Source organism: Nocardiopsis codii (assembly GCF_036327455.1).
In the GTDB taxonomy this organism is placed as follows: domain Bacteria; phylum Actinomycetota; class Actinomycetes; order Streptosporangiales; family Streptosporangiaceae; genus Nocardiopsis; species Nocardiopsis codii.
This window is the reverse complement of record NZ_JAUZMY010000002.1, coordinates 267490-289100: the sequence shown is the minus strand read 5'-3', so window position 1 is coordinate 289100 and position 21611 is coordinate 267490. Positions and strand designations below refer to the sequence as shown.

At 70.4% G+C, this 21611-nt stretch carries 22 protein-coding genes; 10 read left to right on the top strand and 12 right to left on the bottom strand.

Going from position 1 to position 21611, the window contains the following annotated elements; translation table 11 throughout:
• The first annotated feature begins 437 nt into the window (after window positions 1-437).
• The 5 genes from Q8791_RS03150 (at window position 438) to Q8791_RS03130 (ending at window position 5196) form a co-directional block, all read left to right on the top strand.
• Window positions 438-641 carry a hypothetical protein gene (locus tag Q8791_RS03150; RefSeq protein WP_330090015.1) on the top strand — a complete coding sequence of 68 codons (204 nt, stop codon included), beginning with the start codon at window positions 438-440 and terminating at the stop codon, window positions 639-641.
• Window positions 638-985, top strand: coding sequence for a DUF6507 family protein (locus Q8791_RS03145; protein ID WP_330090014.1), 348 nt, complete (start codon window positions 638-640; stop codon window positions 983-985). The genes Q8791_RS03150 and Q8791_RS03145 overlap by 4 nt, the downstream gene beginning before the upstream one ends.
• Before the next feature lie 247 nt (window positions 986-1232).
• Window positions 1233-3890 (top strand): hypothetical protein, encoded by a 2658-nt coding sequence (locus Q8791_RS03140; protein ID WP_330090013.1) that lies wholly within the window; start codon window positions 1233-1235, stop codon window positions 3888-3890.
• Window positions 3891-3931: 41 nt separating this feature from the next.
• On the top strand, window positions 3932-4360 hold the full coding sequence (locus Q8791_RS03135) for a hypothetical protein (protein WP_330090012.1): 429 nt from the start codon (window positions 3932-3934) through the stop codon (window positions 4358-4360).
• Between the two features lie 59 nt (window positions 4361-4419).
• Complete coding sequence (locus tag Q8791_RS03130) at window positions 4420-5196, top strand: DUF1963 domain-containing protein (protein WP_330090011.1); 777 nt, start codon at window positions 4420-4422, stop codon at window positions 5194-5196.
• A 154-nt stretch (window positions 5197-5350) separates the two neighbouring features.
• Here Q8791_RS03130 and Q8791_RS03125 read toward each other — a convergent pair whose 3' ends face one another.
• The 3 genes from Q8791_RS03125 to Q8791_RS03115 form a co-directional block, all read right to left on the bottom strand.
• Window positions 5351-7306 (bottom strand): rhamnogalacturonan lyase, encoded by a 1956-nt coding sequence (locus Q8791_RS03125; protein ID WP_330090010.1) that lies wholly within the window; start codon window positions 7304-7306, stop codon window positions 5351-5353.
• A 205-nt stretch (window positions 7307-7511) separates the two neighbouring features.
• The gene (locus tag Q8791_RS03120) at window positions 7512-7811 is read right to left on the bottom strand and encodes a hypothetical protein (RefSeq protein ID WP_330090009.1); all 300 of its coding nucleotides are present in this window, start codon (window positions 7809-7811) and stop codon (window positions 7512-7514) included.
• Between the two features lie 343 nt (window positions 7812-8154).
• The gene (locus Q8791_RS03115) at window positions 8155-8739 is read right to left on the bottom strand and encodes a TetR/AcrR family transcriptional regulator (RefSeq protein WP_330090008.1); all 585 of its coding nucleotides are present in this window, start codon (window positions 8737-8739) and stop codon (window positions 8155-8157) included.
• Window positions 8740-8797: 58 nt separating this feature from the next.
• Here Q8791_RS03115 and Q8791_RS03110 point away from each other — a divergent pair, with 58 nt between their 5' ends.
• Window positions 8798-9547, top strand: coding sequence for an alpha/beta fold hydrolase (locus Q8791_RS03110; RefSeq protein ID WP_330090007.1), 750 nt, complete (start codon window positions 8798-8800; stop codon window positions 9545-9547).
• Window positions 9548-9703: 156 nt separating this feature from the next.
• On the opposite strand, the gene Q8791_RS03105 is transcribed toward Q8791_RS03110, so the two are convergent.
• Both Q8791_RS03105 and Q8791_RS03100 read right to left on the bottom strand, forming a co-directional pair.
• On the bottom strand, window positions 9704-10180 hold the full coding sequence (locus Q8791_RS03105) for an ATP-binding protein (protein ID WP_330090006.1): 477 nt from the start codon (window positions 10178-10180) through the stop codon (window positions 9704-9706).
• Window positions 10177-10677, bottom strand: coding sequence for a hypothetical protein (locus Q8791_RS03100; RefSeq protein WP_330090005.1), 501 nt, complete (start codon window positions 10675-10677; stop codon window positions 10177-10179). Before Q8791_RS03100 ends, Q8791_RS03105 begins: the two co-directional genes overlap by 4 nt.
• Before the next feature lie 322 nt (window positions 10678-10999).
• Between Q8791_RS03100 and Q8791_RS03095 the strand changes: the two genes are divergently transcribed.
• Window positions 11000-11809, top strand: coding sequence for a DUF1963 domain-containing protein (locus Q8791_RS03095; RefSeq protein WP_330090004.1), 810 nt, complete (start codon window positions 11000-11002; stop codon window positions 11807-11809).
• Window positions 11810-11941: 132 nt separating this feature from the next.
• Here the strand turns inward: Q8791_RS03095 and Q8791_RS03090 are convergent, their stop codons facing one another.
• From Q8791_RS03090 to Q8791_RS03080, 3 genes are read right to left on the bottom strand one after another with little or no spacing between them, the layout of a single operon-like run.
• Complete coding sequence (locus Q8791_RS03090) at window positions 11942-12115, bottom strand: DUF397 domain-containing protein (RefSeq protein WP_330090003.1); 174 nt, start codon at window positions 12113-12115, stop codon at window positions 11942-11944.
• A gap of 23 nt (window positions 12116-12138) precedes the next feature.
• On the bottom strand, window positions 12139-12324 hold the full coding sequence (locus tag Q8791_RS03085; RefSeq protein ID WP_330090002.1) for a DUF397 domain-containing protein: 186 nt from the start codon (window positions 12322-12324) through the stop codon (window positions 12139-12141).
• Window positions 12311-13138 carry a helix-turn-helix domain-containing protein gene (locus Q8791_RS03080; protein ID WP_330090001.1) on the bottom strand — a complete coding sequence of 276 codons (828 nt, stop codon included), beginning with the start codon at window positions 13136-13138 and terminating at the stop codon, window positions 12311-12313. The genes Q8791_RS03085 and Q8791_RS03080 overlap by 14 nt, the downstream gene beginning before the upstream one ends.
• 180 nt (window positions 13139-13318) lie before the next feature.
• Here Q8791_RS03080 and Q8791_RS03075 point away from each other — a divergent pair, with 180 nt between their 5' ends.
• Window positions 13319-13843, top strand: a complete 525-nt coding sequence (locus tag Q8791_RS03075) for an ATP-binding protein (RefSeq protein WP_330090000.1) — start codon at window positions 13319-13321, stop codon at window positions 13841-13843.
• Window positions 13844-13853: 10 nt separating this feature from the next.
• A complete protein-coding gene (locus Q8791_RS03070; RefSeq protein WP_407941942.1) occupies window positions 13854-14204 on the top strand; it encodes a MerR family DNA-binding transcriptional regulator in 351 nt (116 codons plus the stop codon).
• A gap of 118 nt (window positions 14205-14322) precedes the next feature.
• Here Q8791_RS03070 and Q8791_RS03065 read toward each other — a convergent pair whose 3' ends face one another.
• The 4 genes from Q8791_RS03065 to Q8791_RS03050 form a co-directional block, all read right to left on the bottom strand.
• Window positions 14323-15066, bottom strand: a complete 744-nt coding sequence (locus Q8791_RS03065) for a hypothetical protein (protein ID WP_330089999.1) — start codon at window positions 15064-15066, stop codon at window positions 14323-14325.
• A gap of 179 nt (window positions 15067-15245) precedes the next feature.
• A complete protein-coding gene (locus Q8791_RS03060; RefSeq protein WP_330089998.1) occupies window positions 15246-16145 on the bottom strand; it encodes an immunity 49 family protein in 900 nt (299 codons plus the stop codon).
• Window positions 16142-19387, bottom strand: a complete 3246-nt coding sequence (locus Q8791_RS03055) for a hypothetical protein (protein WP_407941949.1) — start codon at window positions 19385-19387, stop codon at window positions 16142-16144. The genes Q8791_RS03060 and Q8791_RS03055 overlap by 4 nt, the downstream gene beginning before the upstream one ends.
• A gap of 98 nt (window positions 19388-19485) precedes the next feature.
• Complete coding sequence (locus tag Q8791_RS03050; protein ID WP_330089996.1) at window positions 19486-20193, bottom strand: DUF6507 family protein; 708 nt, start codon at window positions 20191-20193, stop codon at window positions 19486-19488.
• Window positions 20194-20534: 341 nt separating this feature from the next.
• Here Q8791_RS03050 and Q8791_RS03045 point away from each other — a divergent pair, with 341 nt between their 5' ends.
• A complete protein-coding gene (locus tag Q8791_RS03045; RefSeq protein ID WP_330089995.1) occupies window positions 20535-21245 on the top strand; it encodes a demethylmenaquinone methyltransferase in 711 nt (236 codons plus the stop codon).
• Window positions 21246-21611: the final 366 nt, after the last annotated feature.

Genomic DNA, 21611 nt, shown 5'->3' with positions numbered 1-21611 from the left:
CGGGCCGGGGAGGGGAGGGGTGTTCGGCGCGGGGGCTCGAACGGCGCTCCCGTACCCCGGTGTCCTGGGGGTCGGTGGCTCGGTTCGGTGGACTCGGGCTGCGGGTCGGGGCTGTGACACGGAGGACGCCGGTGTCTCGGGGCCGGCCTTCCGGCATGGGTCCCCGGACGAGGAGGGCTGTGGTCAAGGGGAAGCGGGAACTCCGTGCCAGCACCAACCTCCTCCGCCAGGAGAAGGTCACCCACTGTCGTCGTGCATCGGCATAATACGCACAAAGCACCACAGGGGGTGCTGGTGTTCACGAAGACAGACAGGGTGGCCGCCGCATGAAGTTCGAGCTGGTAGAGGCTCCGGAACGGTCGGGGGAGACCGCGGACGCCCTGCCGCGGGGCGCTGGGGTTCCGCCGTGCACGCCCGCAGTGCACGAGGAAACGGCCGTGCGCATGCGCGAGCGCACCGGGGAACTCCGAACGCGTCTGAGCAGGATCATCGAGTCGGTGCGCCCCGCCCTGAATCGCATGGAGGCGAGCATCGTCCGCACCGAGCGCGACTTGGCCGATACCGGCCATGACGCGACCGCGGAGCCGCCCGCGAACTTCCGGGGCGACCGCTTCGCCGCCGGGGGAGGTGATGGCAGGTGAGCGCGTGGGACATCGACGCCCCCTCCGTCGGGACGGTGCTCAACGAAGTGCTGGGGAAGATCGGGGACGGCAGCGGCGACGCCCTCGACGGAGCCCTGACCACCACCGGAGACGAGATCCTGAACGCCGCCACGGCGGCGTGCAGCGGCCCCGTCGAGAGCGAGCTGTACTACTTCCTCGAACACTTCGGCGGCCTCGCCGAGGAGATGGTCGACCGCGCCGGCTCCGCCCTGGAGGGGTGCGCCCTGGCCGTCGACGCCTACCTCGTCGGCGACCTGGAGATGGCGGAGGAGGCCCAGGGGAACGCCACGTACGTCGAGAACCCGATGAACGCCCCCCACTGACCCCGCCGTCCGCCCCGACCCCGTCGCCGGTCCCGCCGCACGATCCCCGTCATGCCCTGTCCGGCCCCTGGCGCCCGGCGCCGCCCTGAGCCCCTGCCCGACACCGGAGTTCCCCCACACCCCCGGAGTTGCCGTGCCCCCCGTCGATGTGATGAGTCCTCAGCCCGACCCGCGGAACCAGCAGCCGCTCGACACCGACTTCACCGTCCTGATCGTCCCCGGCGCCATCCCCATCCCCGGAACGTCCGTGGAGGTCCTCCGGACGGCCGCCGCCAACCTCCGGGCGGCGGCGGAGGAGGTCGCGGAGGGAGGCGCGGGGGTCGAGAGTTCGTGGCAGGCACTCCAGGCGCACTACACCGCGCCCGAGGCGGAGACCCTCTTCTCCGCGATGGGCCCCGTCGCGCGCAAGGGCGACACCATCCTGGAGGACGTGACCACGGTGGTGACCGCCCTGGAGACGTTCGCGGAGGCCGCGGAGAACACGCGGACGCGGCTGCGCACCATCAGGGACGACGCCGAGGCCTTCGTCGAGGAGATGCGGGGCAAGGAGTACTGGGCGCTCAACCCCCTCCACTACCACCGGAACCGCCACCTGAAGCTGTGGGCCAACATCGTCTGGGCGGAGTTCCAGGAGGCGGAGAGGGAGTGCGGCACCGCCATCTCCTCGGTGAACGGCCGGAACAGCACCTACACGGCCGCGGGCGGGGGCGCCCCCGGGCCCGGGGAGATCGTCTACGGACTCGACCCGGGCGACGTCCCCGACGCGGTCTACGACCTCACCGAGTTCTCCGAGTGGCAGCGCGCGGGTGAGGAGAGCTGGGCCCACCTCACGGGGTCCGCCAAGCCGTGGCCCCTCGACTGGGCGGCTGACGCGTTCGTGGCGCAGCAGGAGAACTTCGGCGTCGGGATGCTCTGGGGCCTCGGTGTGAGCACCGTGTCCGCGACCGGCCTGTGGCGCGAGGGCAGCGGCTGGGCCACGAGCGCAGGCGAGGCCGGGGACAACTTCCTCACCCACAAGGAGGAGATGTTCCAGGGGTACGGCGCACTCGTCGGGATGCACGGCGAGGACGGGTGGATGAACCCGTTCGACTCCGGGGAGCGCTCCGGTGCGACGTGGCGGGCGAACGCGGGGGCGGCGTGGACGGAGATCGGCCACGACCTGGTCCCGTGGCGCGAGTGGGAGGACCGGCCCGCGTACACGGTGTCCACGGGGGCCGGAAACCTGGCGCTGACCGTGGTGGCGTTCCCGGTCCGGGGCGGACTGCTCCTCAGCCGGATCGGCGGCGGGCCCGACATCCCCGACGTCGACGTGCTGGACCGCCCGGAGGTCGCCTGGGAGACGGGGGCCGCTGCGAGGCCGGGGTTCAGCCTGGCCGGTGCGCTGGACGGGGACAGGGCCGGGCTCTCCGACGTCACCGCCGACATCGGCCTGCGCCTGGAGCAGATGAGGCTGGGGGTGCTCGGGAGGTTCGCCGACTGGACCGTGGTGGAGGGCGCCCCGGAGCCGGGCGGGCCGGGTGGGACGGGCGGCAGGCCCGGGGCGGGGGCGACCGCCCCGACGGTCCCGGCCGGTCGCGGGGACGAGATGCGCGTCGGCGACCTCGCCGACGACCTGGACCGCTACAGCGGCATGGACGCGGACAGGCGCGTCGAGCTGCTGCGCGCCCGGCACCAGGCCCTCGTCGGAGCCGACGGGAGGGAGATCGCAGACGCGGACGGCCCCGGTGAGGGCGCGGACTTCCGCATCACCGCCGCCCACGACCCGGATTCCGCCTCCACCGACCGGATATCCACACCCCGCGACGGCACCTCTGGCATCCGCACCGTCCCCCTGACCGGCGACTCTGACGGTGCCGGCGCGGGCCACGGCTCCGGTGGCGACGGCACAGGCCGTCCCGGTGGTCTCCCCGCGCACGGCGCGGGTTCGAGCGACGGACCAAACGGTGACAGCGGCGGTCCCTCGGTTCCAACGGACTCTCAGGGAAGACGAGTGGAAACGCTCTCCCCGGGACAGGACGGATACCCCGAGCGCGGCCAGAGGTTCGGTGACTCGGATGATTTCGCAGTGAAGCCGAACAGAAAGTATGTCCTGGTCGACGGGAACGGCGACACGCAGATCACCTACCTCACGGACAGCGATGGGAAGATCTTCGATATTCGAGCTGAGAGTCAGTCTCCGGTTTCGAGACACCCAGAGTTCTTGCTGCCCAGGCCAGACGCCACCTATGTCGTCAAGGTGGGTCAGAAGGAGTACATGTGGCAGACAAATGAGTTCGGTCGCCCTTTCCATGCGGAAGGTGAGCTTGAGCATGGGCGTCAGAAGAGGAATGGGAAGGAGCAAGCCAGAATCAACGCGATGGGGAGGCGTTATTTCGAGCTTCTGAACGAACAGCTGGAGGCAACCTTCAGAGCTGAGAACGATGGCAGGGCGCCGGGTCCGGGAGAACTGAAGCTCTGGGAAAGTGTTCAGTGGAACGGAGGGCATGTTTTCGGGTCGAGCGAATTCCGTGGGCCAGGCGAGCGCCTGAATCAAATGGTGATGCTGGATACAGTGAACCAGGAGCGCGCGGTCCGTCCTGGGATCCAGGGTAGTTATCGAAGGGTGGAATGGGTCTGGGATGGTCTGCTCGACGGGAGCGAGTCTTCTCTCGAGCGGGGCCTGGGGGCTGACTACGAGCGTCAGATGGCTATCTGGCAGCCCATTCTGGATGCGGGGCCGAAGCCGCCGAAGATCGAAATCAGCGTCACGGCTGTAGATGATCCCGATCTCAAGCCCATCAAAGATCCAGTGACGGGGTTGGAGGTCCCTCCACCTCCGGGCATGATTGTAGTAGAATGGTCGCTCAACGGGGTTAAGCAGCGAAGGCTCAGTTACGAAAATCTTCCGGAAATATCTGCTGATTAGAAGGGGAGAAAATGACTCGTCATCCTGTGGGGGGTTTGGGAATGATCGAGCAGCAGGAGATGCTGCAGGAGATCGGTGGCGAACTTCTTGGGTTCGCTCCCGAGAGTTGGGAACGTCTTGAGTACGAGTACTCCTCTGTGGCCAGGTATGCCACTGATAGTCTCACGGCTGAATATTCGGACGGGACGTCTGAAATGGTGAGTTGTCCCGTGTCGGTTCTGTCGAAGCTTGCCAAGTTGCGTGCGGGGATGTACCAGGAGGGCAAAGGGACGTGGTTCTCCGTCAAGTACACGATCGAGCGTCCCTCTCGCTACAGCGTGGACTTCAATTACGATGAGTATCCGGATTTCACTTTTTCTCCTGATCCCGAGGGCTTTGTCGATGACCTCAAGAGTTTCCCGCGGGCGGAGGAGTTCATTCCTGACTGGTTGAGGGAGCAGATCGAATCCGCGCGGGGCGGAGCCGAGTAGGGCGGGATGGGCTGTCCGGGCGGCGCGGAGTGTCGGCCGGGTGGGGCAGCATGTCCGGCATGGACAGCTTTCAGACGTACCGCGACGAGGCTCGCAGGAACGGCGTCCCCGAACACGCCATCGACCTGGCCGAGCGCCTCGCCCTTCCCCAGACCGAACTGAGCCCGTCGAGCGAGCACGGCGGTGTCCTGGCCGGCCGGTACGGCGGCCTCCCCTCGCTCCCCGCGGGCGTCGAGTGGGACAGCGGTCTGGACCTCGTCGCGACGGTCGACTGCGCCGCCCTCCCCTCGGACGGGTTCGACCTCCCGCTGCCGCGGGACGGGCACCTGCTGTTCTTCGCTGACAGGAGCGATACCGAGGGCGCGGTCATCCTCAACGATTCCGGCAGTGTGATCCACGTTCCGGCCGGGGCGGCCACGACGGAGCGAACCCCTCCGGAAGGCATGGACGAGGACCCGTTCGACCCGATCGACCCGCAACCCCTCTACGCCCGGGTCGTGCTGAGCCTTCCGACGACTGCCGACGACGCCGTTCTCCCGCACCCGGAGATCAGACGTCTGTACACGGAGTACAGGCTTGAGGACCATGACCACACGAGGCTGGCCTGGGACGACAGTCTGCACCTGGGCGGATACGCCTACTCGCCGCAGGACCCCCCGATCATGGGTGCCTCCCCGGAGGACGAGAAGGGAGGGTGGGTGCTGCTGGCCCAGGCCCAGCTCGACATGCCCGACGACCCCGGCTTCACCGCGTGCCCGTTCTGGATCATCCAGCGCGACGAGCTCAAGGCCCAGAACTTCGCCGCCGCGGCCCTGGTGACGCTGACCTACCACTGAGGTCGTGGCGGTGTTCCGCCAGCCTTGTGGCGGCACCCGCCCGACGGTCGGCCCGCCCCACACCCCCGCAGCTCCGGCAGCACCGCGGCCCGCCCCCGCGAGGGGCCGGGCCGCGGCGCTTCGCCGGACCCGGCGGGGTCACGGCGCCCACGGGTCAGGGGTGGTGGATGTCCGGCCAGGGCACCCCGGAGCCCCCGGCCGGCCCGGCGCCCTCCACGACCTCCGCAGCCGCGTCACCGAGGGCGAACGACGGGTGCGGCGGCTGGTTGTAGGCGGTGTTCTGCCAGGCCAGGGCCACCCGGTACTGGGTGTCGTGCACGAGGGTGGGGACGCGCAGGTCCGTCTCGTGCGGCGTGGAGTAGATCCTCAGGGCCGTGTTGTCGCCGGTGCGCCACACGACCTCCTCGCGCCAGTCGCCGAGGATGTCGCCGGACAGGGCGGGGGTCGCCTTGGTGCCGTTGTTCGACGCGACCCCCTCCCCGTCGAGGAGGCGGGTGCTCCCGTCCGGGTCGTACTTGTCGATCCGGGTCTGGTCGAGCAGTTCGCGGCTCCCGTCGCCGTCCCACCAGACCAGGAAGTTGGTCGAGCCCGGCTTCGGCCCGACCTCCTCCCCGTCGGTGCCGCGCAGCCCGGACACGCTGGAGGACCAGAACTCGGCCCCCGGGCTCCCCGCCCAGACGTCCCCGGCCGCGCCGCGCCCGTTGTCGTTGCCGGAGCCGAGGGTCCACAGCACGTCGCCGGTGGCCGCGTCCGCGAGCCAGGCGTCCGGCGAGGCGCTGTTCTCACCGACGCCGTACACCTCCAGGCCGGGCCGGTCGGGGACGAAGTCGCCGACGTGCAGGGCGTCGCCGTGCCCGTGCCCGGTCTCCCACAGGCCGGTGCCGTCGTCGTCGATGGCGGCGGCGCCGAACATGACCTCGTCGCGACCGTCGCCGTCGGCGTCGGCGATGGACAGGCTGTGGAACCCCTGCCCGGCGTAGCCCCCGTTGCCGGAGTCGTCGGAGTCGAACACCCAGCGCCGGGACAGTTCCCCGTCGCGGAAGTCCCAGGCGGCGACGACCGCGCGGGTGTAGTAGCCGCGAGAGAACACCATGCTGGGGCTCTCGCCGTCCAGGTAGGCGGTCCCGGCGAGGAACCGGTCGACGCGGTTGCCGTAGTCGTCGCCCCAGTCCGCGACGCTGCCGCGTCCGGGGACGTAGTCGGCGGTGTCCAGGGCGCGGCCGGTGGAGCCCTCGAACACGGTCAGGTACTCGGGTCCGCTGAGCACGTACCCGCCGGAGTTGCGGTGGTCTGCCCCGGAGTCGCCGATGACGGTTCCCTCGCCGTCCCGGGTGCCGTCGGCGGTCTTCATGGCGACCTCGGCGCTGCCGTCGCCGTCGTAGTCGTACACCTGGAACTGGGTGTAGTGGGCGCCCGCGCGGATGTTCACGCCCAGGTCGATGCGCCACAGGCGGGTGCCGTCGAGCGTGTAGGCGTCGATGAGCACCGGGCCGGTGTGCCCGCTCTGGGAGTTGTCCTTGGCGTTGGTCGGGTCCCACTTGAGGACGATCTCGTACCGGCCGTCGCCGTCGAGGTCGCCCACGGAGGCGTCGTTGGCGTCGTAGGTGTAGTCGGAGCCGTTGACGCTGCCTCCCCCGGGGCGGTCGAGGGGGACGTCGAGGTAGCCGTCGCCGAAGGTGAGGGAGGGGCCCGACGGGGCCTGCTCCTCGCCTCCGACGACCGCGGCGACGGTGTAGACGGCGTCGGCGGGGGCGTCGGCGTCGAGGTGGTTGGTCGCCCCGGTGAGGGGTTCGGGGGTGATGAGCTCGGAGCCGCGGTAGACGTTGAACGCGGTCCCGGGGTCGTCGCCGCCGAGGAGCCGCCAGGTGACGAGGTTGCCGTCGGGGCCGCCGACGCTGACCACTCCGCGGTCGAGCTGTTCGGCCTGGCGTGCCCCGACGGGGTCCGCGCCGGAGGCGGCGGTGAGCGTGGCGGCGGACGCCGCCGTGGCGGGGGCTTCGTCGGCGGCCCCGGTGAGGGCGAGCGCGCCGGCGCCCAGGGCGAGTGCGGCCGCGGTGGCGGTGGCTGCCGTGGCGGCGGTCCGGCGCCGTCGGTGAGCGGGGGGTGGCATGGGTTCCTTCTCTCGGGGGAGGCGGAGACGGAGTGTGCGACCCCCGTTCCGCCGGGGGGTGGTCGAGAAGCACGTCGGTAAGCGCTTACCAACCCGTGTCGAAAGCAGAACGTAACATGACGGCGACTCTGGGGGAATCCCCCGTGGCCGGACGAGCCGCCGCCCGCCCCGCTTTCGCGGGGCGGGCGGCGGGTGGGCGGGGTGTCTACCTGAGGTAGACGCTCTGGCCGATCTCGGAGGTCTCCCGCCGGCCCTCCTCCACCACCATCACGAAGTTGCCGGTGCAGCCGGGGTCCGAGAAGACGTAGCCGGGGCCGTCGGTCCGGTTGTCGACCACGAGGGGCCACCGGTCCGTGTCGAAGCAGCCGACGGGGTTGTGGAACTCGGTTCCGTTGATGACGAGAACGCCCTTGGCGGCCTGCGCCGGGACGGCCCCGAGGGTCAGAGTGGTGGCGGAGGTGAGGGCCAGCGCGGCCAGGGTGCGCTTCACGTGCGTTCCGATCACTTCGAGTGATGTTGTGTGCACGTAATGTCCTGGCTGGCAAGTCTGGAAACCGCCGGTCGAACGCCTGAGGCGCAGGTCACGCCGCATAGGGGGGCAAGCCGCCGAATTCCCTTCGACCGGGTGGCCAGGTGCTCCGGTGGCCAGGTGGCCGCGGGCTCGGCTGGCGGGTGGCTCCGGAGGGCTCGGGTGGCCCCGGCTCGGTCCGGGCGGGCCCGGAGGGGGAGCCTCTCCTTCCGTGATCTTGTACTTATAGCTCGTTTCGGCACCCCAAGTGAGCTATAAGTACAAGATCACGGGGAGTGGGGGGCGCTTTCGGGCTGCCGCTCTTGTTGCGGCTGGGGCCTCAGGTGGCGGGGGCGGACACCAGGCCGTTCCGGAGGAGGAGCAGGTAGGCGTCGGCGGCGGCCTGGCGCCGGTCGGCCGGGTGCTCGCTGATCGCGTGGATGAGTCCGCACAGCAGCTTCAGCATGTTCTCCCCGGTCAGGGGAGGCTGCGTGTGGGCGCGGGCGAGGAGCCGCGAGGTCGCCCCGACCAGTTCGACCTTGGCGTCCCGCAGGGTCTCCCGCTCGTCGTCGAGGGTGATCAGGACGTCGAACAGCCCGGGCTGGTCGAGTGCCGCGGTCAGGGCCGCCCGGAGGAAGTCGCCGAGGGCGCGACGGGGATCGGGGTCGAGCTCCGCCTCCGCCGCCACCCGGTTGAGCTCGATGACGCCCTCCTCGACCACGGCCTCCAGCATCGCCCGGGGCGTGGGAAAGAGGCGGTAGACCGTTCCGACGCCGACACCCGCCCGCCGGGCGAGTTCGTTGAGCTTGAGGTCGGTCTCTCCGGCGGCGACCGCCTCCCGGGCCTTCTCGAAGATCTTCTGGTTGTTGCGCGCGACGTCCGCCCGCATGGCTGCCTCCCTGGACCCGCAAAGCTGATAACTCATCAACTTTTCGTGCTACGGTGAAATCGATAGCTTATCAACTTCCTTGTGGGGAGCCCGCATGACCATCGTCTTCGTCCACGGCGTGCCCGAGACACCGTCCCTCTGGAACAGCGTCCGGGCGCTCCTCCCCGAGCCCGGTGCGGCCCTGCGGCTGCCCGGGTTCGGCAGCGCACGACCGGCGCACATGCGGGACAAGGAGGACTACGCCGCCTGGCTGGCCGAGGAGCTGCGAGCCATCGGCGGGCCCGTCGACCTCGTCGGACACGACTGGGGCGCCCACCTGGCCATGCGCGTCGTCTCCTCCTACGACGTCCCGGTCCGCAGCTGGGTCTCCGACGTCGCCCACGGCTGGCACCCCGAGTACCAGTGGCACGACGCGGCCACGCTGTGGCAGAAGAGCCCCGAGGGAGAGGAGTCGCTGGCCGGGTTCCGCGAGGCGGTCCCCGGCAGCGGGGCCACCTTCGGGGAAGCCCTCCGGTCCCGTGGCATGAGCGCTGAACTGGCACAGGAGGTGGACGCCGCCCACGACGAGGAGATGAGCGCGGCCATCCTGGCGCTCTACCGGTCGGCGTGGCCCAACTTCCACGCGGACTGGGGCCAGGACTTCGACGGCCCCGCCGACGCGCCGGGGCTGCTGCTCGCGCCGACCGGGGACCCGATGGCGAAGCCGGAGCAGGACCGGGAGACGGCCCTGCGCCTGGGGGCCGGGTTCGAGGAGCTGGACGGACTGACCCACTACTGGATGCTCCAGGACCCCGGGCGGGGCGCGGCCGTCCTGCGGCGGTTCTGGTCCTCCCTGGACAGCTGAGACCTCGCCGGGAAACCCGCCGACGTGTCCCAGGCAGCGGCAGTGCGGGGAGCGGGCAGTCGATTGCGGGACCCGCCCCCCCGCACGGGTCCGCGACGCGGGCGGGAGGGGAGCCCCCGTGTGGTGAGGGCGGTACGGGGGCTCCCCGGGTGCGGTTCAGCGGGTGAAGACGTACGGGCGCAGGCCGGTCGGGACCGCCGTCGGATCGACCGACAGGGCCGCCCACACGTGGGTGCCCAGGTCGGCCCAGGGGGCGAGGCGGTGGTGGCCCCACGCCCCGGCCAGGTTCTCGACCATGAGCAGGCCGCGCTGCCCCTCGGCCCAGTCCCACTCGTCGGCGGTCCGCTGGTGGGGGACGGCGGGGACGCCGCCTCCCCCGCCGAAGTCGGACAGTCCCACGCGGAGGGTGCCCGGGTCGGGCATGGACAGCGCGCGCAGGACCTCGCCGTCCTCGTGGCCGGAGTCGGTGTACTTGCAGCAGTTGGCGAAGAGTTCGCTGGTGATGAGGGTGAGCGTGTCCACCGTGTCGGAGTCGAACCCGGCCAGGTCGGCGGCGAGGTCCTCGCGGACCCCGCCCAGTTCGGACAGGTGCCCGGGGTAGACGCGGTGCTCCCAGAAGACGTGGGGCCTCATGCCGGGACCCCCTGACGGGCCCGCGGACCGCCCCACACGTGGGTGGCGGCCAGGTCGTCCCAGTTCTCCGGGACGGCGGTCCTGGCAGCGGGGGCCGGGCCGAACGCCGAGAGGGGCAGCGGGGACGGGGCGGCGAGGAGGTCGCCGGAGGCGCGGGGTCGGGGGACCCAGCCGTGGAGGCGGGCGCTGGCCTCGGACTGGACGCGGAGCAGTGCCCGTTCGCTTTCGCGCTCGTGGGCTTCGTAGTAGGGCCGGACGAGGGCGACGTCCTCGGCCTCGACGGTGTGGCGCGGGGGAGCCAGGGGCAGGGCCGGGCGTGGAGGTGTCACCGGGGCAAGAGCGACTGCCGGAACGGGAACGGGCGCGTAGCGGCGGACCCGGGTGGACCGGCGGCGGCGTCCGACGACGGCGGAGGCGTGGCGTCCGCGAGGGGAGGCGAAGAGGGCCGTGACCAGCCGAAAGGCATGGTGCAGGGCCGCAGCGCTAAACTGGCGCATGCTGGCAATCCTTGTTCTTAAGGGTGGAGTTGCTGGCCACGACCCCGAACGGTGTTCAGCCGTTGCGGGGTCATTTGGTGCAGTTGGGTTTTCGAGTCAGAGAGTAAGGGGTCGGGGGGGGGGGGGGGGGAGGTACTGGAAAGTAATGCGGGGAAAGTTGAGAAAACGGCCGACCGGCTCGCCGGTCGGCCGTCGTTATGTCCGTGATCAGGGGATAAGGGCGGTGGGGTCGAAGGCCGCCGACCGGGTTCCGGGGGGCCTGGTTCCAGGGGCGGGTGCGCAGCGCGGCGGAGTGTCCTCCGGTGGGGGCAGCATGTCCGGCATGGACAGTTCCGACAAGTATCGCGAGGCGGCCCGCGAGGCCGGGGTGCCCGAACACGCCATCGACCTGGCCCTCGGCCTCGCCCGCCCACAGATCGAGCTGACGTCCTCGGCGGAGGGCGGCGGGGTCCTGGCCGGGCAGTACGGGGGCCTTCCCTCCCTTCCCCCGGACGCCGCATGGGGCTCCTACCCGCACTTCGTCGCGTCGGTCGACTGCGCGGCCCTTCCACGGGACGCCCTCGACATCCCGCTGCCGGAGGACGGCCACCTGCTGTTCTTCGCCAACAAGCACGACCCGCTCGATGACGACGAGCCGGCCGTCGGCGACTACGTGGTCCACGTCCCGGCAGGGACGCTCACGGAGGAACGGTCCCCCCAACCCCTGCGCGAGGACATCGAGGAGTTCGAGGACGAGGAAGCGGCCGCGTACTGGGCCACCCCCCACACGGACCCGCGCCCGCTCTACGCCCGGTCCATCCGGAGTCTGCCGACGGACGACGACGATGCCCTCCACGATCCGGAGGTGCGAAAGGTCTACCGGCAGTACGGCCTGGAACACCACGACAAGCGGGAACTGGTGTGGGGGGTCGATCTGCTCCTGGGCGGCTACGCCTACTCCCCGCAGGACCCGCCCATCATGCAGTCACCGGAGGAGAAGGCGAAGGAGGAGTGGGTCCTGCTGGCCCAGGCGCAGTACGCCATGCAGGCGGACCCCGATTGCCAGGGCTGCCCGTTCTGGATCATCCGTCGCAGCGACCTGGAGAAGAGGAACTTCGCGGGCGCGAGAGTGGTCATGTCGCAGTACCACTGACGAGGTGAACCCAGCGGGTGAGGGCGTCGGCCCGTCAGCCGGACGGTGTCCGGCGGCGGAGGCACCCCGTCATCGGGCGTGATCGAGAGGACGGCCGACCAGCGGGCTGGTCGGCCGTCGTCGTGTCCGGGATCAGGGGATGAGGGAGGTGGTGGAGCCGAGGAACGCCGCCCAGGCCTCGGGGGTGTAGTCGATGTGTCCGAGGGGGCGGTTCTCGGTGTCGCGCACCAGGACCGACTCTCCTTCAGCGACTTCGACACAGCTGCCCGCTGCGCCGCTGTAGGTGCTCTTGTGCCAGGCGTTCACGGTGGCTCCTCTGCCTCGTCGGCTCAGGCGCGGTGGGTGGTCACCCCGCGCAGGAATGATGCCCACGCTTCGGCGGTGTAGTCGATGTGTCCGAGGGTGCGGTTCTGGGTGTCACGCACCAGAACAGCCTTCCCCTCCGCGACCTCGACGCAGCTTCCTGATCCACCGCTGTAGGTGCTCTTGTGCCAGTAGGGCTCACGCTTCGTCATCGAGTTCTTCCCTGACCTTCCTGATGAGTTCCCGGCTCGCACGGGGCGAGAGAGCTTCGGCCTGGAGAACACCGAAGAGCGTCGCGCAGTGTTGCACCTGCATCATGCCATCCATGAGCTGCTCGCCTTCCATGTGTTCGGCTGATGCGACTACTGGCTTGTCGGGGAACGTGTAGAGACGGAAGGGGCCCGATCCGCCAGGGTGGCATTCCGCGTCATCTGGGATGACCTGGAAACGGATTTCGCCCCTCTCTATCAGCCCGACGACGGTTGCCAGCTGTTCCCGAAGAACGCCCTTGCCGCCTTGGACGGTTCGACGGAGTACCGGTTCCTCGATCACGATCGACACCAGGGGAGGGTTCTCCGGCCTCGCCAGAACCCCCTGACGAGCCATCCGCAGCGTGACCATCTGGTCGATTTCTCTTGGCGAGAACCACGGAACAGTGTCTGCGAGCAATCCTCTTGCGTAGTTCTCGCACTGGACCAGTCCCGGAAAGATCACCGGTTGGTACTCCCGGAGTTCGGTGGCCTCCCGCTCCAACTGTCCGACCTCCGTGTACCACGGCGGTAGTGCGTCGGGCTCGTTCGCCGAGTTCCAGGCCCGGTTTATCGCACCTCCGGAATCGAATAGGTCATCCAGTTCAGCAGCACGATCGGACGGCAGCCCGCGCCTGCCCTTCTCCCACGCGGACACGGTGGACTGCACGACCTTCAGCGCGAAAGCCACCTCTCCCTGCGTCATTCCGGCCTGGCTTCGGGCCGCCGCGATCTTCCTGCCCAGGGACTTGCGCCTGGGGTTGGCCTTGAGACTCACTACGACTCCCATTCCCGGGTTATCGCCACTACGACCCATGCAAGTCCAGGACACGACCCGATAGGGCGTGCAACGACTAAGTGTGACCGTTCGGTGATTTCGCTGGAACCCGCCCACGGGCGGCACCAAGGTGGTGCCACGGGCCACGCGCGTAGTGGCCATCCCAGGGAGGGAATCCAGGTGCGACCAGTCATCCGCATAGTGCCGAACCGCAACGCCGGGGGCAGCCCCGAGCCCCTGCCCCGCCGGGTCACCGACCCCGACGACCGCGCACCCCTCGTGCTCGACCGCTCGTGCCCGGTTCCCACCTGCCACGCCCTGGCCGTCCCCGGACGCCCCGAACAGGCCTCCGTCCTGCGCGCACGGATCGCCGCAGTCCTGCCGCCCGCCACCTCCGACGTCGCCCAGTACCTCGTCAGCGAACTCTTCAACAACGCCATCACGCACTCGCGCAGCGGAGACGAGGGCGGCGAGGTGACCGTCACCCTCCACCGGCTCCCGGACCGCGTCCAGGTGAAGGTCATCGACCAGGGACCGCGCCGCGACGACTCCGCCGGCCCGCACATGCGCCCCCTCGACCTGGAGAGGGAGGGAGGTCTGGGGCTCCGCCTCGTGCACGCCCAGGCGGCCCGCTGGGGCACCTTCCACGACCGGAACCGCACCACCGTGTGGTTCGAGCTGGACCGGCCCCGAACCCGGATCTGAGGACCCGCCCGTGACGACGAGACGAGAGCGGACGGAACCGGGCCCGGTGCACGGCTCGGAGGACTCCGCACCGCACGCCGGGGAACTCCTGACCCCGCGCGAGGCCGCGCGCATCCTCGGCGTGGACCCCAAGACCCTCATCCGCTGGGAGGGGGAGGGGCGCCTCGCCTCGCTCCGCACCCCCGGGGGACACCGGCGCTACGCGAGGGGCATGGTCCTCGAACTGGCCGCGCCGACGCCGCCGCTGGAGGAGGTCGTCGCCACCCTGCGGCAGGTCCACTGCCGGGCCCTGGAGATCGGGGCGTGCGACGAGGCCGCCGAGATCGCCCGTCTCATGGCGGTCCTGGACGCCGGGCACTGAACTCCCGCCGGTCCCCATCGGGGGCGGGACCGGCGGGACCCGGCCGAACGGCCGGGGTACGCGGGCGGCCCCGGCGGGGGAGGGGCCGCCCGGCGGCGAGTCGCACGACCCCCGGAGGTCAGCGGGACCGGGGGCCCCGGCCCTGCTCGGTGCCGCCCGACAGGTCGTGTTTCCGGGGCGAGGGGGCCGCGGACGCGGAGCCCCCCGCCCGGTGCGCACCGTCGACGGGTCGGCCCGCCGGGTCCGCGAGGACTCTGCCCACGGCGCTCGACGGTGTGTCCTGTGTCGACGCCGCAGCCGCCCCCTCAGATCCGCTGTGCCAACCCGGCCACCGGGGCCCGGCCTGTTCGATCCGGTCGCGCAGACCCCGCATGCCGAGGAGCGACACGCGCAGGGTCTCGGTCCCCGCGCGCATGCGGCCCACGGCGTTCAGCGCACGCATGTCGGCGGGCCGCACACCCTGGAGCACGAGGCGAACCACCTCGCCGGGGGTCCGGCTGCCCGCACCGGCGTATCCGGCCAGGCGCTCGGGATCGTTCCCGGCCGCGAGCAGGATCCTGCCCCGGGAGAGGAAGCCCGCGATCTCCCCGGCCGACCCCTGGGAACCCGGGGCGGACGCCCGCGCGGCCCGTTCGGAGGCCTCCAGGCGCGGCACGAGGCCGTCGAGGCCGTCTCGGACGGTCCTCCACTCCTGCTTCATGGCACCGGCCTCCGCCACGACCCGGTTGAGTTCGGCGCGGGTGTACGGGGGCTGGTTCCGCGCCCAGGGGAACCGTTCCCGCGTCTGCGGGGACAGCGGGTGCTCACCCATCTCCAACCGGACCTCGGCCATGCTCTGCCACTCCCTGGTGTCGGCGGACACGGCCCGGGGCGGGCCGACGCTTCCTGTCCGTCGAATACGATCCGCGCACCCGTGATCCGGTTCCGGAGAGTTCCGGGGTGGCAGGACCGCCGTCAGCCCGCTACGGGGCCAGGGCGTCGGGAGCGGAGGGGGTCATGGCCGCCGCAGGCCCTCGCGCACCGGGGCGGCCCCCTCTCGGATCAGACGGGGAACTCGCCGTACCAGGAGCGTTCCACGATGTGCTTGGGCAGGTACTCGGATTCCACGTCGAGGGTGAAGTCCGGGGTGGTCCGGGCCTTGTCGTAGGCCAGGCAGGCGATCGCGAGGAGTCCCAGGGGCACCACGCCGTGGACGCCGGCGGGGGCGTCCTCACGGGTCTGGTAGCGCTTGAAGGACTCCAGGGCCTGGGCGAGGCCGTCGTTGAAGGCTGCCGCGTCGCCCATCAGCAGGAGCCGGAAGACGTCCATCTGCGGGAAGGAGACCAGGTCCAGGTACTCGCCGCCGAAGGCGCCCCGGCGGGGGTCGGACAGCTCCATGGCCTGACGGAGCTCGGGTACCAGGTCGGGGGTGCCGTTGACGTAGGCCTGCCACGCGGCGGCCAGGTGGAAGCTGAACTCGTTGTGCGTGATCCCCCCGCCCTCTCCCGCGCGGCGCAGGCGGTCCGGGGAGACGCGGCACAGGGTCTCGGCGTGGGCGTTGGCGCGGCAGGTGACCGCGAGGTAGAACGCGGACTCCCAGGTGCCGACGTTGGCGGCGTGGAGGAGCCCCGGGGACGTCAGGGTGCGCACCTGCTGGTCGATCCGGTACTCGACCGTGCTGTCCTTCTCCGCCTCGGAGAGCGCGAACACCGCGTTGTGGAACTGCATCGCGACGGTCCACGCCTCCCAGGTCTCCAGGTCGCGCGCCGGAGGATCGAGCAGCAGGGCGATCTCCGCGCCGAGGAAGGCGGGCCCCGTGCACGACCCGATCTCCGAGGCGTCGTCGACCGTGCTCTCGACCAGGTCCTCCCGGCGTCCGATCTGGCGTTTGAGGTCCGCTTCGGTGACCCGCAGCCCCGTGTTGTCCGGGTCCATGTCGTGGCGAGCGACGTACACGGTCATGAGGCCTCCTTCTTGGAGATGTCGAAGATCTGGTGATCGTAGCCGTTGGCGTGGGAGTTTCCCGTCCACTCCCGCTTGCCGTCGGCGTCCTTGACGTAGGTCCCGTTGTCGTTCCGCCGGTAGACGTCCACCGGGTCGCCCTTGAACGACGAGTACGTGACACGGCCCTGCCGCAGCTTCCTCCGGATCTCCTGCGCGAGATCGGCCTCGGCGGCGTTGTCGCCGACGCCCCGCTTCTCCATCGCGTCGAGAATGTCCTCCAGGTAGGCGCGCGTGCCCTGGCTCACCCTCCTGGGCGTCCCGTCTCCCGTGACGGTGCGTTCGCTGAGTTCGGTCTTGGTACTGCTCTTGGCCTCGACGATGACGATCTCGCCAGCCCTGGTGCGGTAGACCTGGTCGAACTGGTCGTTGCCGTTGCCCGGAGCGAATTCCGAGGGCTTGATCTCCTCCGCGCCGTTCAGGTCCGGCTGGTGCTCGGTCAGCAGCGGCTTTCCGTCGTCCCCCCTGACGGTCCTGCCCCGCTCGTCGACGACGTGCCGCATCACGGGGTCGCCGTTGCCGTCGCGGAGGGTCGTGCCGTTGAACTCGTGCCGCGCGCCGATCCTGGCGGTCTCCTCGCCGAAGTCCTCCGCGATCCTGGTGGCGTAGCTCTGCGCGTCCTGGTAGGTCTTCTTGGCCTCGGCGACCTTCTCGTGGTTGGGCCCGTCCTTCTTCCACTCGCCGTGCAGATCCTCCATCGCCGCGAGGTGGTCCCTGGCCCTCATGGAGGCGTTGATGGAGACACGCCTGTCGTGGGCGAGGTTGTCGAGGCCGTTCAGGCCGGTCCTGAGCCGGTCGCGCCGGGTCAGCTCCTCCGTCGTGAGGTCGGTCCTGCTGAAGTAGCCGTTGTCGAGGCGCATCTCCGTCCTGGCGCCGAGGGGCTTGGGCGGCTCGGCCGCCTCCAACGGGACCCAGGGGCTGTTGCTGTCCACCCGGCTGATCTGCGGCAGTTTCCACAGATCCGGACCGATATAGGTGTCCGCGTGCTTCCGGTGACCGTTGTTCTCCTTGTAGTACTCCTTGAAGAAGTCGTTGTACGCGCGGCCGTTCTGGTCCTCGTTGAGGAGCCGTTGCAGGTCGTCGCGGAACGCCTGCTGGTTGGCGGGGTCGTCCTTGTCCCCCCAGGTGTGGTTCTCGAACTCCTCCAGGTTGGTCGGGCTCGGCGGACGCCGGCCGTCGCCGTTCCCCCCGTTGTCGCCGTTCCCGCCGCTGTCGCCGCTGCCGTCCCCGTCGCCCCGGTTGCCGTCCGAGCCGGAGCCCCCGCCCGAGTGCCCGTCGGAGCCCCCGTGGAAGTCGGGGGAGCCCGGGGTCCCGGAACGGCTGCCACCGGAGTCGCCGTCGCCCGTGACGGGCCTGGTGTTCCCGGTGTCTCCGCCGTTCGGCGCGTCGCCGCCGTTGCCGTTGCCGTTGTCGACGCTGTTGGTGACCGCGGGCGTGCGGTCCCGCATGTCCGGGCCGCCGGAGCCGAGGTCGCCGCCGGGCCGGGTGTCGAAGTCCTGCGGGCCCGTGCCCGTGAGCCGGTACACGTCCTCCGGCGAGGTGTCGCGGGGCCGGTCCGCCTCCATCGTGTCGCCGCGCGGCGTGACCGGCACACGGGACCGGTCGCCGTCCAGGTCGGGCCGGTCGGACTCGATGTCGTTGCCCTCCCACGAGCCCTCACGGCCGGGGCTGGTCTTGGCGTTGCGGTCGACCTCGTCGATGTCGGCCTGGTGGCGCTGGGTCACGTTCCGGCCGAAGTCGGCGTTGTCGGGGTTCTCCACGATCCGCTGGAAGTCGTCCATGGCCTGGAGCTGGTCCGCGGTGGGGTCGCCGTCCCGGGGCCGGCTGCCACGGTCCGCGTCCGCGTCGTCGTTCACGGGGGTGACCCGACGGTTGTCCGGGGTCCCGTCCGGGGAACCGGCGCCCCCGGAGTTGTCGCCGTTGATCCGGTCCAGCGCGGCCCGCATCTCGCCGAGCTGCGACGGACTGAACGAGCTGGTGTCGAGGTCGCCCATGTCAAAGTCGAACGTGGGCGAGTCGCCGCCGCCGAACCGGCCGGGGAGCCTGAGGTTGAGGTTGCCCAGGTTGAACTCGGGCATGTCGGGTGTGCTCACACTCGGTCCGTCGCCGCCCATCTTGTTGAGCATCGCCGAACCGCGCCACGCCAGCAGCGGGGCGCCGACGACCGCCCCGACACCGGTCGCGGACAGGGCCACACCGGCCACCGTCGCACCGATGTTGAGCAGGGCGGTGCCGATGACGTACCCGGGCCGCTCACCCCACTCCTCCCACGGCACCACCGCGTGCGCCGCGTCCTTCCACGCCCCTCCCGCGATCTCGGCGGTGCGGTCCCAGCCCTGGAAGCCCCAGCTGTCGTTCTCGGCGTCGTACATGCCCACCAGCGACGCCGCCGACTGGAGGTTGCCCTCGTGGTACTCCCACAGGTTGGAGCCCCAGCTGCCCTGGAACCAGCCCTCGGAGTTGTGGATGCCGAGGAAGCCGCCGACGTCCTCGGCGACCCCCACCGAGAAGTCCTTGACCGCGGACCCCGCGTCCACCCACCAGCCGTGGTCGGTCGACTGCGAGCCGCCCCACGCCATGTCGACGTCCCCGAGGTACCCGTCGAACCCGTGCTGGTACTCGCCCGGCTTGTTCGGGCCGCCGCTCCCGTCCGCGGGCACGAAGTCGGTGCCGTTGGCGACGTCGGCGTTGATGCCGTTCGCGCAGTCCCGTTCGGCCTGCTCGTACTCGCGTCGCAGTTCGTCGGCGCGGTCGAGCAGCCTCTGGTGTTCCGCGACCTTGGGCGCCTCGCCGCCGAACCACCACTCCTGAGAGAAGCGGTCGGGACTCTTCCAGTCGTCGTTGCTGGTGTCGATGGAGTTGAGGAAGGTGTTCGAGTCGGTCGTGAGGGTGGCCCACTTCGACTTGATGTCCCGCACCGACTCGGCGAAGGTCTCCAGGGCGGTGGCCGCGTTGCCCGTCGAGCTCTCCACCGCGTCGCCGTCCGTCACGACGGAGTCGACCGCGGCGAGCAGCGTCTCGGTCTCGGGTGCGGTGTAGTTGCCGGACAGGCCGCCCCAGCCGCTCTTGATGTCCGCGCCGATCCCGGACACCGTCTCGCCGGCCGTGCGGAGCTGCCCCGCCAGGGTCTCCAGCTCGCCGGGGTCGGCTGTGGGAACGGGGAACATGGCGGGGTTGATGAGGCCGCCGTTGGGCGTGCACATCTCGGTCACGGCGCTGTCTCCATCCGGGGGCCGGAGGTGAGTCGGGGTCGGGGCCTCCGGGGCAGGAGACCGGGGCGGGGGCGCGGAGCCCGGCGCCGCTACTGCTGGGGCAGGGGGCCCTGGCGCTCCGGCTCGGGGACCACACCCGCGTTCTCCTGCGCCTCGGCCGCCATGTCCAGGTTGCCCTGGACGTAGTAGTTGACGGCTTCGCTGGTGTGCGTGACGGCGCTGACCGTCACCCCGGCCATGGATCCCATGAGGTTGAAGTTGTGGGCGGCGAACTCACCCAGGGCCAGACTGATCGGCGCGCTGTCCGCCTCGGAGCTGATGCTCTCCAGCAGGGTTTCGGCCGCCGTCATGGAGCCGACCAGGCCCTCGCTGCCACCCTCCTCACCGATGTATCCGGCGACGGTGGTCAGGACGCCGCCGACCTCGGACGGCAGGATGTTCCAGGCGGACACGGGGGGCTCCTTCCAGGGCGGGGGGTGGGGGGCGGGGGGGCGGGAGAAGACGTGGGCGCGGAAGTTGGCGGGCGGCGGCGCGACGGGCTCGTCGGCGGCCTCCCGGCTCCGCGCGATCTCGACGTGGGCGTGCAGGCGGTGCAGGCTCGCGCCGAGGGTGGCGAGGTCCGCGCTGAGTCTGGTGTGCATCCGCTGGGAGGCCTGGACGAGCAGGGGGTGGACACCGGGCCGCGGCGGCTCCTCGGGAGTCCCGGGGGCGTCCGTCGCCTCCCGGTCGCCCTCCCCGGTCTCCTCCTCGTCGAGGATGGCCTGCTCGTCGTTCGGATCGACCACGTCGAACTTCATCTCCACCCCTTCCCGCGGCGCGCTTCCACAAGGTAGGACGCACCGGAATCGTTCGTGGTTCAAGGTTCATCCCCTTGCCGGACCCCTTTCTACCAAGGGGTTCACCCGGTCCGGGGAGAATTCCCAGGCCCTGCGGTCCGCCGGTACGGACATGGCCGGATCCGGACGCGGACATCACGGACAGAAGGGGTGCCGCGCGTGCCCGCCGCGGTCAGGAGGCCGGGACGGGTCGGCGCGGGGCGGGCGCGCCCGGAAAGGTCGGGGCGCCGCGCCGAGGAATCGGGCCGGGTCGGGGCGGGGGAGCGGCACGGCGACACGGGGGGCACCCTTAGTCTTGTGCCATGACCCGCGCCAAGCTCGACAAGAAGCCCCAGGACGTCGCGGCGATGTTCGATGGCATCGCCGAAAACTACGACCTCGTCAACGACGTCATCTCGCTGGGACAGGACAGGATCTGGCGGAAGGCCGTCGTCAACGCCGTCGAGGCCTACAGCGGCGAACTGGTCCTGGACCTCGCCGCGGGCACCGGCACGTCCTCCGAGTCCTTCGTGAAGAAGGGCGCGCGCGTCATCGCGTGCGACTTCTCCCTGGGCATGCTCACCACCGGCGCCAAGCGCCGGGGCGGGGCCTCCACCGGCGGCGTGACCTTCGTGGCGGGCGACGCCCTCAGCCTGCCCTTCGCCGACGAGACCTTCGACGCGGTCACGATCTCCTTCGGTCTGCGCAACGTCAGCGACGTGGACCAGGCCCTGCGGGAGCTGCTGCGGGTGACCAAGGTCGGCGGCCGGCTGGTGATCTGCGAGTTCAGCCACATCCCGGTCGACTTCGTGGACAAGCTCTACTCCACCTACCTCATGGGGGCCCTGCCCAAGATCGCGGGCGCGGTGTCCGGCCGGGGGGAGTCCTACGACTACCTGTCGGAGTCGATCATGGCCTGGCCCAAGCAGGCCGACCTCGCCCGCGACCTCCAGGACGCGGGTTGGTCGAGGGTCGCGTGGCGCAACCTGTCGACGGGGATCGTCGCCCTGCACCGTGGTTTCCGGGAGAAGTAGAAACCGACATAACACCCAGGAAGTTCGATACTTCCTTTATTGCTAACAAGCGCGCAAAACCCGGAGAACGCTCTGTTCTCCGGGTTTTTTGTGTTGCCGCTGGGGTTCTTGGGGTGTCGGAAACAATCATGAGCTGCACGTTTGTCAGAAGGTGGTGGCTTTCGGTGTGCAGTGTGGCTATCTGGGAGCAATATCCCGTTTGTGGATAACGCGTCTCGCATGCCCCCCGGGGGTCGCCTCGTGGCGCATGAGGGTCTAGACTGCGGAAAGGAGGCTTGTGAAGTGCTTCACAAGGCTACGAGGCGCAGGACACATGGCCCTATACCGGACATGTCGGAAGTCCCAAAACACCCATACCATCCCCCG